10 protein-coding genes are annotated in these 12981 nt (G+C 46.7%); 5 read left to right on the top strand and 5 right to left on the bottom strand.

The annotated features are described in order from the left end of the window. The first annotated feature begins 96 nt into the window (after window positions 1-96). Together RA178_RS21390 and RA178_RS21385 are read left to right on the top strand one after the other, a co-directional pair. Window positions 97-2460, top strand: a complete 2364-nt coding sequence (locus RA178_RS21390; protein ID WP_306683811.1) for a Tex family protein — start codon at window positions 97-99, stop codon at window positions 2458-2460. Between the two features lie 218 nt (window positions 2461-2678). Continuing rightward, window positions 2679-4643 (top strand): LTA synthase family protein, encoded by a 1965-nt coding sequence (locus RA178_RS21385; RefSeq protein WP_306683810.1) that lies wholly within the window; start codon window positions 2679-2681, stop codon window positions 4641-4643. A gap of 99 nt (window positions 4644-4742) precedes the next feature. Here the strand turns inward: RA178_RS21385 and RA178_RS21380 are convergent, their stop codons facing one another. Beyond that, window positions 4743-5300 (bottom strand): hypothetical protein, encoded by a 558-nt coding sequence (locus RA178_RS21380; RefSeq protein WP_306683808.1) that lies wholly within the window; start codon window positions 5298-5300, stop codon window positions 4743-4745. Window positions 5301-5361: 61 nt separating this feature from the next. Continuing rightward, window positions 5362-6156: a pimeloyl-ACP methyl ester esterase BioH gene (gene bioH / locus RA178_RS21375; protein ID WP_105250658.1), complete on the bottom strand. Its 795-nt coding sequence runs from the start codon at window positions 6154-6156 to the stop codon at window positions 5362-5364. A 32-nt stretch (window positions 6157-6188) separates the two neighbouring features. Here bioH and RA178_RS21370 point away from each other — a divergent pair, with 32 nt between their 5' ends. After that, window positions 6189-6980: a ComFC family protein gene (locus RA178_RS21370; protein ID WP_306683806.1), complete on the top strand. Its 792-nt coding sequence runs from the start codon at window positions 6189-6191 to the stop codon at window positions 6978-6980. A gap of 241 nt (window positions 6981-7221) precedes the next feature. Next, window positions 7222-7800 (top strand): Fe-S biogenesis protein NfuA, encoded by a 579-nt coding sequence (nfuA, locus tag RA178_RS21365; protein ID WP_006079591.1) that lies wholly within the window; start codon window positions 7222-7224, stop codon window positions 7798-7800. Window positions 7801-7883: 83 nt separating this feature from the next. On the opposite strand, the gene RA178_RS21360 is transcribed toward nfuA, so the two are convergent. Further along, on the bottom strand, window positions 7884-9821 hold the full coding sequence (locus tag RA178_RS21360) for an alpha/beta hydrolase family protein (protein ID WP_306683805.1): 1938 nt from the start codon (window positions 9819-9821) through the stop codon (window positions 7884-7886). 80 nt (window positions 9822-9901) lie between these two features. After that, window positions 9902-11269 carry an MATE family efflux transporter gene (locus RA178_RS21355; protein WP_263147416.1) on the bottom strand — a complete coding sequence of 456 codons (1368 nt, stop codon included), beginning with the start codon at window positions 11267-11269 and terminating at the stop codon, window positions 9902-9904. A 22-nt stretch (window positions 11270-11291) separates the two neighbouring features. Between RA178_RS21355 and RA178_RS21350 the strand changes: the two genes are divergently transcribed. Next, window positions 11292-12338: a polysaccharide deacetylase family protein gene (locus RA178_RS21350; protein ID WP_306683801.1), complete on the top strand. Its 1047-nt coding sequence runs from the start codon at window positions 11292-11294 to the stop codon at window positions 12336-12338. On the opposite strand, the gene RA178_RS21345 is transcribed toward RA178_RS21350, so the two are convergent. After that, on the bottom strand, window positions 12339-12971 hold the full coding sequence (locus tag RA178_RS21345; RefSeq protein ID WP_173248228.1) for an SCO family protein: 633 nt from the start codon (window positions 12969-12971) through the stop codon (window positions 12339-12341). Between the last annotated feature and the right edge of the window lie 10 nt (window positions 12972-12981).

Here is a 12981-nt window from a genome sequence, read left to right as displayed (position 1 = left end):
GATTTGACCTAGGCTTTAGCATGAAACATACGGGGCGCCTGTGGTATCTTTGGCGCAATAACGACTTACTTTACAGTTAGGCACGACACTTTATTTATGCAAACTAATGCACATAACATCGCTCAGATTATCGCTCAAGAACTGAATGTTCGTGAGCAACAAGTTGCCGCAACCATCACTCTGCTTGACGATGGTGCGACAGTTCCCTTCGTTGCCCGCTACCGTAAAGAAGCAACGGGCGGTTTAGACGATACACAACTGCGTACCTTGTACACGCGTTTAGGTTACCTGCGTGAGCTGAACGACAGACGCCAAGTGATCCTGTCTAGCATCCAAGCTCAGGGTAAGTTAACGCCAGAATTACAATGGGCGATTGACGAGGCAGACAGTAAGACACGCCTCGAAGATTTATACCTGCCCTTCAAACCTAAGCGTCGTACTAAGGGCCAAATCGCTATCGAGGCTGGGCTTGAGCCATTAGCCGAGGCCTTACTGGCTGATCGTAGCGTAGATGTCGAGACCACCGCGGTAGGCTATATCAATAGCGAAGCGGGTTTTGCAGATGTTAAAGCTGTGCTCGAGGGCGCGCGTTATATCCTGATGGAGCGCTACGCCGAAGACGCTGAATTACTGCGTAAAGTGCGTGAGCATTTAAGCCAAAACAGTGTGTTAGAAAGCCGTTTAATTGCTGGCAAAGAGAAAGACGGCGCGAAGTTCCGCGATTATTTTGAGCATACAGAACAGTTAGCTAAGATCCCATCACACCGTGCACTGGCTATGCTGCGTGGGCGTAATGAAGGTTTCTTAACCTTATCTATGAATGCCGACCCAGCCGCTGAAGCGGGCCAAGGTAGTTACTGCGAAGTGATTATCTGTGATCATTTAGGGCTGAAATTAGGTGATAGTAGCGTTGATCAATGGTTGAAAACTGTGGTGACGGCGACATGGCGTATTAAGATTGCCCTGCAGATGGAAACTGAGTTTATTTCGCAAATGCGCGAACGCGCTGAAGCCGAAGCGATTAAAGTTTTCGCCCGTAATCTAGGTGATTTATTGATGGCCGCTCCTGCGGGTGCGAAAGCCACCATGGGACTCGATCCTGGTTTACGTACCGGTGTTAAAGTAGCAGTGGTCGATAACACAGGTAAGTTGTTGTGCCATGCGACTATTTTCCCACACGCACCGCAAAATCTGTGGGAAAAGTCGATCCGTACTTTGGCTAACTTAGTCAAAATGCATAAGGTTGAGCTGATTGCGATTGGTAACGGCACTGCATCACGGGAAACTGACAAGCTGGCCGCTGAGCTGATTGCCGAAGTGAAAGATACCCATCCACATTTGACCAAAGTGATGGTCAGTGAGGCGGGCGCGTCTGTGTATTCTGCATCGGAATTGGCGGCGTTGGAGTTTCCTGATCTTGATGTGTCGATTCGTGGCGCTGTGTCTATCGCCCGCCGCTTGCAAGATCCATTAGCCGAGTTGGTGAAGATTGAGCCTAAGTCTATCGGTGTCGGTCAATATCAACACGATGTGAGTCAAAGCCAATTATCGGGTTCGCTGGAAGCCGTGGTGGAAGATTGTGTAAACGGCGTGGGTGTAGATCTCAACATGGCCTCTGTGCCGTTATTGTCACAAGTGGCAGGTTTAAATAAGACGTTAGCGAAAAACGTGGTCGATTATCGCGATGCCAATGGTCAGTTTAAGAATCGTAAAGAGCTGCTGAAAGTGCCGCGTTTAGGGCCTAAAGCCTACGAGCAAGCGGCGGGCTTTTTGCGTATTCGAGAAGGGGACAATCCACTCGATGCCTCGTCTGTGCATCCAGAGGCTTATTCGCTAGTGGAAACTATCGCTAAGACTAAGCAAGTAGAGTTGGCGAGCCTGATGGGTAACTCTGATTTGCTGCGCAGCATCAAGGCAGAAGAGTTTATTACGGCGGAATTTGGTTTGCCGACGGTCACAGATATTTTAGCAGAACTGGATAAGCCTGGACGCGATCCCCGCGGTGAGTTCAAAACCGCCAAGTTTAAAGATGGTGTTGAAGAACTTAAGCATCTGAAACCCGAAATGGTACTCGAAGGCGTAGTGACCAACGTGACTAATTTTGGTGCCTTCGTCGATATTGGCGTACATCAAGATGGACTCGTGCATATCTCTTCTCTAACCGACAAGTTCATCAGCGACCCGCACACTGTGGTGAAAGCGGGAGATGTGGTGAAAGTCAAAGTGATGGAAGTTGACGTTGAGCGCCGCCGTATCGGTTTGAGCATGCGTTTGGATGAAGCTATCGACCAGAGCAAGCCACAGCAAAGACCACACAATCCTGCCAGAACTAATCATGGTAAAACACCGCAGTCAGCGAAACCGGCTGCGCGTCCTGCGCAGAAGCAAACACCTAAAGCGCCAGCAAACGCGGCCATGGGCAATGCCTTTGCCGATGCCTTCGCTAAGCTGAAAAAGTAGACGCTGTAATGTTAATACTCGGACATACGTCATGTCCGAGTCGACTTTTTAACCTGTTACTCACAAAATTGTTGCATAAATGCCGTCTTAGGGAATATAAAGTCGGCATTTAATGCAACGTTAAGCAAAATCGGTTGTCATAGCACAGCTTATTCACCGATTTTTCAAATTGACACTCCAAAGCAGAGTGGCTCTTTTTACACGTTTTGGGGTAACACATGCAATCTGGTTTATCACCTCGCGGGCGAAACAATGCCCATGGGCCTTTCCGCGCCATCTTTATCTTTTCGTTATTAGTGCTTTTCATTGCCACCGCGAGCCGTATCGCTTTAGGGCTGTGGCAAGCCGATCGCGTGGCCGCTGTTGATGGTTGGTCGCATCTCTTAATCCAAGGTTTACGCGTCGATATCGCTACCCTGTGCTGGTTATGGGGTATTGCTGCCTTAGGAACCGCATTATTTTCAGGTGATCATTTTATTGGCCGTCTATGGCAGCCGATTTTACGGGTGTGGTTAACCGTCGGTCTGTGGATCATGCTCTTTTTAGAAGCATCGACCCCCGCTTTTATTGAAGAATATGGTTTTCGTCCGAATCGTTTGTATGTGGAATATCTGATCTACCCGAAAGAAGTGCTTTCTATGCTGTGGGCGGGTCGTAAGCTTGAGCTTATTTTCTCAATATTATTAACCATAGGTACACTCTGGGGCGGTTGGGTTCTCAGCGGTAAACTGACGAGAAACCTGCGCTTTCCACGCTGGTATTGGCGTCCAGTATTAGCGTTAATCGTTATCGCAATTACGATATTAGGTGCCCGTTCAACCTTGGGTCATCGTCCGCTTAACCCCGCTCTGGTGGCCTTTGCTGACGATCCATTAGTGAACTCTTTAGTTATTAACTCTGCTTATTCCTTGGTGTTTGCCATCAAGCAGATGGATAGTGAAGAAGATGCTTCTAAAGTGTATGGCAAGCTAGATAACGCGGAGGTTATTGCAACGATTAGGCAGGAAAGTGGTCGCCCTGAAAGTGCCTTTACTTCAACGGATATCCCATCACTGAGCTTTAACCAAGCCAGTTATACTGGTAAGCCAAAGAACTTAGTGATCCTACTGCAAGAGAGCTTAGGCGCACGTTTTGTCGGTAGTTTAGGTGGGTTACCCCTGACACCGAATATCGATGCCTTGTCTAAAGAAGGTTGGTATTTCGATAACTTGTACGCTACTGGTACACGATCTGTACGCGGAATCGAAGCTGTGACAACAGGTTTTACGCCAACGCCAGCTCGCGCTGTGGTGAAGCTAGGTAAGAGCCAAGTTGGCTTTTTCAGTATTGCTGAATTACTTAAAAATCATGGTTATACAACGCAGTTTATTTATGGTGGTGAGAGCCATTTCGACAATATGCGTAGCTTCTTCTTGGGCAACGGCTTTAGTGACATCATAGATCAGAAAGATTACAAATCTCCGGCCTTCGTGGGCTCGTGGGGCGCGTCAGACGAAGATTTAATGCGCAAGGCGAACAGTGAGTTTGAGCGTCTGCATAGCGAAGGTAAGCCTTTCTTTAGTTTAGTGTTTAGTTCGAGCAACCATGATCCATTTGAATTCCCAGATGATCGTATCGAACTTTATGAACAACCTAAGCAAACTCGCAACAATGCGGCGAAATATGCCGACTATGCGATTGGTGAGTTTTTCAAATTGGCGAAAAACGCGGACTATTGGAAAGATACGATTTTTATCGTGGTTGCCGACCATGACAGTCGAGTGGGTGGTGCGGATCTGGTGCCAGTATCGCGTTTCCGTATTCCGGGATTAATTCTTGGGGATAATGTTGCGCCAAAACGCGATCATCGTATCGTGAGTCAAATTGACTTGCCGCCGACTTTGTTATCCTTGATTGGAATATCTGACTCTTACCCTATGCTGGGCCGTGACTTAACTCAGGTCAGCGATGATTGGCCAGGGCGTGCTCTGATGCAATACGATAAAAACTTTGCGCTGATGGAAGGTAAAGATGTGGTCATTCTGCAACCAGAGAAAGAGGCACAGGGTTTCGAATATAATGAAAAAACTGAGCAGTTAACGCCTCATCCACCCGCTGCTGCCGCGCTAGAGAAGAAAGCCTTAAGTTGGGCATTGTGGGGCAGTTTAGCCTACCAGCAAGAGCTGTATCGTTTGCCTAAATAAGCGTTAAACAGTATAAAAAATGCCGCTATTCTTAGCGGCATTTTTGTTTATCATTCAGGTTAATTTTGTGCGCAAACGGATTCATACGATTGGAATAGGTTAAATCCACGTCGACATAATAGATTCTTGCTCTGGCTGAGTCTGTTGTTGATAGAACTGACCAATGCGCTGCCCAAGTTGTTGATAAAATTGACTCGATTCGCCTTGAAGCGATTGTCGTGCAGCGCTGCTGGTATTCGCTTTGGCGTTACCGCTGGCATAATTTGCTGCACCTTGACTGACCTTTAAGCGTATATCCTTACGTTGCAGCGCCGCTTGGCCTCTTGCTACAATTTTTAGCGTTTTAGGTAAAACACGCTCGGCCACTACAAGGGGCGCTTTTTTCTCTTGCTGTTGTTGGTTCTGTTGCTGTGAGGATTGCTGTTGCTGCTGTTTTTCTTGAACTTGTTGCTGATTATGCTCGAGCGTTTTCGCCTGTTGTTGAGCTTGATCCGCAGTGCGTTCATTCTGTGGATTAAAGGCGCGTTCTTCGTGACTTTTAGTTGCCGCTTGTGGTGGGATGACTACAGGTTTCAGTTGGTTGTCGACCCGAGCCGAGTCCGTCGCGACATTACTGGTCGCTAGCGGGACTTGGGGATAGTTACTGACAACTAACATGGGAAATTCCTTGGCACATTAATGGTTAAATACTAGCCATTAATCGCTCAAAGATAAAGCGTTAACGTGTCTGTAACGTTAACCAAGGCATAAATACCTGCAAAAACTCCTGCTGATGGGAAATAAAGGGCGCGTGAGAGGCTTTGGCGAGCATCACATCCTCACTTTGAGCTGTGATGGGCATTTTAGGTGGTACGCGTTTGGGCACTAGCCCGTCGAGTCGGCCCCAGATCCTTAGCCAAGGTTGTTGCAACTCTATCAGTTGCTGCCTTAAGTCGACGTCGGTTAGCATATTTAGGCCTTGAGTTAAGGCTCTGGTATTGGGTAAAGGACGTGCGAGGACAAGATCGCGCAGTTGTTTGATATCTTCCTTGGCGGTTTCGCTACCCATGGCTTGAATCGCCAGAAATCTCTCTATAGTTTTAGGTAAATTTTGGCCGAGTTGTTCTCTAAATTGATTAAGGACTTGTGGCGGAATGCCCGGCCATGCTTCGTCTTCCCTTGCCATAAAGCAAGGGGATGAGGCAATAGTAATCAAGCCTTTGATTTTTTGTGGATAACTTAACGCTGCCTGAGTCGCAACTAGCCCACCGAGTGACCAGCCGGCCCAAATAGCGTGTTCAGGCAATGCAGCGACTAAGGTATCGACCCAGGTTGATAGGCCACCTTCAACCATTTGGCTATGGCCAAAGCCCGGCAAGTCTACATAGTGCACCCTATACTGAGATAGTGACTCATGTAATGGCGTAAACACAGCGCTATTCACTCCCCAACCGTGAAGCATCACCAGATCTGGCCCTTGGCCGCTGATTTCAATATGCAAATTTGCTTGGTTTGTGGATGTGACTTGGCTCACTTGAGTGCCTCAAAAATGGATTAGGTGAATGTATGCCGTACTTTGTCAAAAGGATTTGGCCGCAATCTGCTTTGCGGATAATGCGTTTAGGCTATCAACTCGGTACAAGGTGGTTGGCGGGCAGTTTACCTAACCGTTGCCTGCTGTGCCACCAATCCATATCACTTCCCGAGACTGGCATTTGCGCCGTTTGTCTTCAATCTGGCTTATATCATGGGCCTATTTGCTTAGGTTGCGGTAAGTCGATGCAAATAGAAGTCGATTATTGCGGTGAATGCCAAAAGCGCCAGCCACGTAAAGTCATTGCGCCTTGTAGTTATCATCAAGGTTTGGGTGCTTGGGTTGGTGCGATTAAATATCAAGGTCAACTTGCCGCTTTGCCCGTGCTTTGTAGCGCCTTAGTGGCACGCATTAAGGTATTAGAACAGCAAGGATTAATCTCGCTGCCTCAAGCGATAATGCCAGTCCCATTGCATCCAAAACGCTTACAACAACGGGGATTTAATCAGGCGTGGTTAATTGCCCATGAGTTATCACAGCTCTTGCAACTGCCGTTAGTGAGCGAAGGGTTAACGCGCCAACAAGACACTCGATCGCAGGCGGGGCTTTCGGGTGCACAGCGACGACGCAACTTACACGATGCCTTTATGTTAGCGGATGATTTTGCGTTCCAGCGTGTTGCATTGGTGGATGATGTGGTGACCACCGGCACTACAGTCTCTGAAATTGCTCGCTTATTCGAAGCGCGTTATGTGCATGTTCAAGTATGGTGTTTGGCAAGGGCTGAGGCGCCAGGCTTGTTGGATGATCACGATAATGAATGAGAAGCATGTTGATAACGTCTTATAATATCCGCTCAAGTGACTGTCTTAGTAGCATTATTCGATTTTGATGCGTTGAGTTTTTATCGTTTAATTAGTCCAAATGACTAAGTCAAATCGTGATCGCTATGGCAAAAATCCATAAACTTGCTATCCAAAGGACTACAAAGCGAAGGTGAGTCGGAGTATCATACGGCTAATTCTTACTAAAACACTCAGGTATCCCCTGACGGAGCAGGTTTTCATGATTACCATTTCCGATGCGGCTCAAGCCCATTTTGTTAAGTTGTTAGCAGATCAACCTGAAGGCACTCATATTCGCGTATTTGTGATCAGTCCTGGTACCTCGCAAGCCGAGTGTGGTGTGTCTTATTGTCCACCGGATGCAGTAGAAAGTGATGATATTGAAATCGAGTTCACTGGTTTCAATGCTATGGTCGATGAGAAGAGTGCACCCTTCCTTGAAGATGCCACTATCGATTTTGTGACTGACCAATTAGGTTCACAACTCACGCTCAAAGCACCTAACGCAAAAATGCGTAAAGTGTCAGGTGATGCACCTTTAGTCGAGCGTATCGAATACGTGATCCAATCTGAAATCAACCCTCAGTTAGCTGGCCATGGTGGTAATATCATGCTGGTTGAAATCACTAAAGAAGGCGTGGCTGTACTGCAGTTCGGCGGTGGTTGTAACGGTTGTTCTCAAGTTGATATCACCCTGAAAGATGGTATCGAAAAACAATTGTTAGACATGTTCCCAGGTGAGTTGACTGGCGTACGTGACGTGACAGATCACCAACACGGTGAACATTCTTACGCTTAATCTTGTTTGTTAAGCTGAATGAAAAACGCGACCTTGAGTCGCGTTTTTTATATTTGGCTTTCGCTTTAAGTGCAGTTGTTAAGTTATAACTTAGGGTTGAGATTATCAGCTAAGAACTTATCTAAGGCTTTAAACGTCGCGAGTCTGTTGTCGTTATTGCTCAGGTAATGATCACCATTCTCCAACTCAATATACTCCACTGGTTTATTTAGTGATTTGAGCTCGTCATACATTTCTCGGCTATGTTGAACCTTAACGACTCTGTCTTTATCGCCATGAAGCAGTAATACTGGGATGTTAATTTTATCTGCTTTACTGATAGGTGATCGCTCATAGAGGGCATCGAGATCATCTCCTATTTGCTCTTTAACCACTTCATAGTTGGTATGTCTGCGGCTTGATTTTACTAGGTAGGCCACATCGGTCACACCAGCTACACTGATGGCGCAACGGTAAAGATCGGGAGTCATGGCTGCCCCCATTAAGGCCGCGTAACCACCATAACTCGCACCGGCAATACAAATGTGTTTGGGATCGCTAATCCCTTGAGCTATGAGGTAACGAGTCCCATCTTCAACATCGTTTTGCATTTCGAGTCCCCAGCTTTTTAGGCCAGCCTTCATAAACTCATAGCCGTAACCTGCCGACCCCCTGAAATTCATTCGAAATACCGCATAACCCCGATTAGCGAAAAACTGTGCCCAGTAGTCAAAGTCGTTACTGTCGTAACTGATCGGGCCGCCATGGGGGAAAATAATCGTCGGTAGCTGTTTAGCTTCGAGTCCCTTTGGCACTGTTAGGTAAGCATCAATTTTGAGCTTATCCCTTGCTTCGTAAGTTAGATGTTGGGTGTTGGCGAGTAGCTCACTATTGAGCTTGCCGTATCTGTTCGCGATGGGATATAACGTTTTTTCGTCCCTATCGCCGAAATAATAAGTGCCAGGCTCGGTCGAGCTGGTGGAATACACTATGTAGCGGCGTTCATCTGCACTGAATTGAGTAATATAGTTGTGAGCATCGGGTAATACAGCCTTAAGACCATTTTGTAGTCCGACATATTCTGTTTCCCAGAAGGTGTATTCCTCGCCGTCGCCTTCACTGATACCAATGACTTTTTTCTTTAATTGCGAGTAGAGTAAATCCCCTTCGACGTCAGTTGCTTCATTGGCGTAAACCAACTCTTTTGTAAGATTAGGGTCGGTCAGGTTCACTTTAAAAATGGCTTCGAAACCTTGGTGATAGGCGCGAACGTAGAGGATATTAGGGTCTGCATCAAAACCTAATGGCCAAACAGTGTCCTCAGAAAAAGCTTTAAAGGTCCAAAGCAAGCGTGAATCACTCTTTTGCTCGGCCTGTTCATAAATACGGTACTCAGTATCATCGTTGTAGATAGAAATTCGGACTTTGTGCTGCCTGTCGGTAATCCAACTTATAATCTTCTTTTTAGCATTTTGGGTGTAACTGGATTTCCCCTGCGCTAAATTGACTTTCAGAACGCTGTCTTCGCCTACGTTTTCGCCCATTCCGTCTAATGACAGTAAAATATTATCGGGATCATCTGGCATAAGATCGATAATTTGCCCCTGATGTTGCGGGATCCAATTAAGACGGTCTAAGACGCTGCGCGGAAGGACACTCGAGGTCTTTTTCGTGGTCAAATCATACTTAACAAGGCGGGTTTCGGTTGTAGGTGTACCGTAACGGTTAGCCGGAAACTTAGCACTGATCAGTAAGATATTATCGTTTGCCCACTGCAGAGACAGGATGACAAATTTTTGATTATCCGTGTGCAGCGGAATGCTTTTTTCGCCTGTTTCTATATCTTGGATACTAACGACAGTACCTTTGAGTTTGGCTTGATCGACCCGTACAACAGAAGCGATTTTTTTGCCATTAGGCGAGAGCTGCACAGCGCTAACATCTGGGATGCTTGCAAAGGCTTCAACGGGTAATTGTGGCGCAGTGTTGGCAACCGTATAGTTACATAGCCACAGCAATAGCAGCGGTAAAATCCTTTTCATTATCGATTCACATCTTCGTTACAATTGTAAAATCAACATAATAATGATTTTGAGATTAGTAAACTACTGTCTTTACAGATTTATTTATGTAAAAAGGCCTGACTGAAATAATAATGCCCTGCGAGCGTTAGGCTTCTGACGATCATAAAGACACTCATCGCGGCCCAGAGGGCATGGTTGCCTTGCTCTGGTAGTAATAGCTGCTGCAGTAAATACCATGTTGGGAAAAACGCGCCAAAGGTGGCGAGTATCATGCTATTGCGCATCACTTTTCCTTTAGCGGCACCTATGTAAACACCATCGAATAAATACGAGCTAAAGGACCATAAAGGCAAGAATATTAACCAGATAAGATAGGTTTGCGCAGTGGCTCTGACCTCATTAATACTGGTCAATAACGCGATAATATTACTGCCAAAAAGACTAAATACAGCGCAGAATCCTAGTGCCGTTATGGCCGACCAGCACCAAGCTAAGATCACAGCTTCCCTTAATTGTTCTGCCTGTTTTTGCCCATAGGCTCGACCGACTTCTGCCTCGGCATAATAGGCTATACCATCTAGAGCGTAGGAGATTAATAGCAGTAAATTCAATAACACGGCATTGGCCGCAACGGTATTATCACCTAGACCTGCACCATGGAATGTCATAAAGGCAAAAGCTGCCTGCAAGCAGAGGCTACGGACAAAAATATCTGTGTTGAGCCTCAGTAATTTGCCATAACCAGTCAGGGTGACATGGGGGAATAGGTGGGATAAGTGAAACTCTGGTGCACGCTTGAGTTGTTGTAACACCATAGTGAGTGCGACTGAGAAAGCGGTGATATCGGCAAATACTGAGGCGAGGGCAGCGCCTTTAACGCCCCAACCCAAACCGAGGACAAACACCACATCGAGGATAATATTGGCAAGGTTGGCTAAAATCAGCTGCCACATGGCGGCTTTAGGTTGTTGTCGCCCTAAGAGCCAACCTAACATCACTAAATTGAGCAGGGCGAAGGGCGTTGACCAAATCCGTACCTGAAAATACTCGCGGCAATAACGTTCGACCTCGCTACTCGCTTCGGATAATCCTAACGCTAAATTCAATATCGGGACTTGCAGTGCGATAACGCCTGCGCCCAATAACATCGCTAGCATAGCGCCTTGGACTAAGAGTTTGTGCTGGGCGTGAAGATCGTCAGCACCAAAGGCTTGCGCGACTAAACCTGTCGTCGCCATACGCAAAAATCCCAATAACCAAATGATTAATGTGATAATCGTTGACCCGACAGCGACTCCCCCTAAATAATAGGCCTCACTCAGATGACCTATAACAGCCGTATCGACTAAGCCCAACAGCGGGATAGTGATATTGGAGAGTATCATCGGCAGGGCGAGCGCTAGTAACTGGCGATTTTTCGCGCCGTTGAGCATGAGGTCGAGCCAAGTTGATTTAGCAGTATTCATTAATTTCAGAGGTGTTCACATTATGGTTAAACGTGTGCTGTTGGCACTCATAGGGCTAATGACGTTTTCTGCCCATGCCGTGGTCATTCTGCAATATCACCATGTGTCAGAAACCACTCCGGCGGCAACCAGCGTTACGCCCGCGCAATTTCGTGAGCAAATGCAGTTTCTCGTCGATGACGGCTTTAAGGTGATCCCGCTTTCTAAAGTGGTTGAAGCGATCAAGCAAAAACAAGATTTACCCGCTAAAACAATCGCAATTACCTTCGATGATGGTTATCGCAGTATAGCGACTACGGCGCATCCTATCCTAAAGGAATTTGGATTCCCCTACACCTTGTTTGTGGCAATTGAGCCGATTAAACAAAAGTTTACCGAGATGATGACTTGGGATGAACTCATCACACTATCCAAGGAAGGCGCCGATATTGCTAATCACAGTTGGGCGCACGAACATTTGATCCGCGCCCTAGAAAACGAATCACAGGCGCAGTGGTTCGCGCGGATAAAAGCCAATATCTTAGATACAGAAAAGGCGATTGCAGATGCCACTGGGCACAATTTTAAAATGCTGGCGTATCCCTACGGTGAGTACAATCAAGCGTTGCAGGATATGTTAACTGAGAACGGCTTTGTCGCTTTTGGGCAACAGTCCGGTGCCGCGGGGCCCTATTCGCCATTAACGGCCCTGCCGCGTTTCCCCGTTGCTGGACAATATGCTGACCTAAAAAGCCTTAAGGCAAAGTTATACAGCTTAAATATGCCTGTGATTGCACAAACCCCAAGTGATCCTGAGTTAAAGGGTGGTCATTGGCGTCCAGAGCTTAAAGTGACCCTCGATATGAGTGATATCTCTGCTAAGCAAGTGATGTGTTATATCCAAGGTCAAGGCTCAAAACAGCCGACTTGGCTCAATGAAAACGAGTTTAGTGTTCAAGCGGATTTAGCCTTGCCTGCGGGGCGATCGCGTTATAACTGCACAGCGCCGAGTAAGGCGCGCAATGGCTACTATTGGTTTTCTCAGCCTTGGGTAAGGCCAAAGGACGATGGCTCTTGGGTCAAAGAGTGATCAGCGGCTAGGTTTGTATTGCGCCACTATTTTTTCAAAATCGCTAATTAATTTATCATTTAATACCTGCGGCGGTTTGCCTAACGCTGCCGTAGGTTTAAATACCGCAACTCGCGTTCCCTGCGGCGACACCAACACATAACCCGCACTATGGTCGACTTGGTAATTCTCTCCTTCACCCACCATGGCATAAGTGAGTCCTAAGCTGCGGGTGAGGGGAAATATCTGCGTTTGTTCACCCGTTACAGCTTTAAACTCTGGATTGAAAAAATTCACATAGGTCAGGAGTTTATCCGGTGTGTCCCGTTTGGGGTCGACGGATAAAAACACCACCTGCAATGGCGCTATTTTGTTTAGATCAGGATAAGCCGCCGCAAGTTTATTTAAGGTCGTAGGGCAAATGTCGGGACAAAAGGTAAAACCGATAAAAAATAAGCTCCATTTTCCCTGCAAACTGGCATTGGTAAAAGCTTGCTTGTGTTGCTCAACCAATTCAAAGGGCGCTAATTCATAGGCCAGTGGAAACAGAAAACCGCTCTCTAACTCGATAGGTTTTGGGGGATTAAATTTCACCGCAAATAGGCCGCCAAGACCGAACAACAAAATGGCGATGACTAAAATTCTTTTCTGCATTATTCGCTCC

Origin of the sequence: Shewanella oncorhynchi (assembly GCF_030848765.1) — a bacterium.
Classification (GTDB): Bacteria; Pseudomonadota; Gammaproteobacteria; order Enterobacterales; family Shewanellaceae; genus Shewanella; species Shewanella oncorhynchi.
The sequence above is the reverse complement of the archived record's forward strand: the minus strand, read 5'-3'. Positions and strand labels throughout refer to the sequence as shown.

Excerpts from the sequence above, each read along its gene's own strand:
- RA178_RS21370 (WP_306683806.1), top strand. The coding sequence starts at position 6,189 with ATGCCGTACTTTGTCAAAAGGATTTGGCCGCAATCTGCTTTGCGGATA.
- RA178_RS21380 (WP_306683808.1), bottom strand. The coding sequence starts at position 5,300 with ATGTTAGTTGTCAGTAACTATCCCCAAGTCCCGCTAGCGACCAGTAAT.
- nfuA (WP_006079591.1), top strand. The coding sequence starts at position 7,222 with ATGATTACCATTTCCGATGCGGCTCAAGCCCATTTTGTTAAGTTGTTA.
- RA178_RS21345 (WP_173248228.1), bottom strand. The coding sequence starts at position 12,971 with ATGCAGAAAAGAATTTTAGTCATCGCCATTTTGTTGTTCGGTCTTGGC.
- RA178_RS21385 (WP_306683810.1), top strand. The coding sequence starts at position 2,679 with ATGCAATCTGGTTTATCACCTCGCGGGCGAAACAATGCCCATGGGCCT.
- RA178_RS21390 (WP_306683811.1), top strand. The coding sequence starts at position 97 with ATGCAAACTAATGCACATAACATCGCTCAGATTATCGCTCAAGAACTG.
- RA178_RS21355 (WP_263147416.1), bottom strand. The coding sequence starts at position 11,269 with ATGAATACTGCTAAATCAACTTGGCTCGACCTCATGCTCAACGGCGCG.
- RA178_RS21350 (WP_306683801.1), top strand. The coding sequence starts at position 11,292 with ATGGTTAAACGTGTGCTGTTGGCACTCATAGGGCTAATGACGTTTTCT.
- RA178_RS21360 (WP_306683805.1), bottom strand. The coding sequence starts at position 9,821 with ATGAAAAGGATTTTACCGCTGCTATTGCTGTGGCTATGTAACTATACG.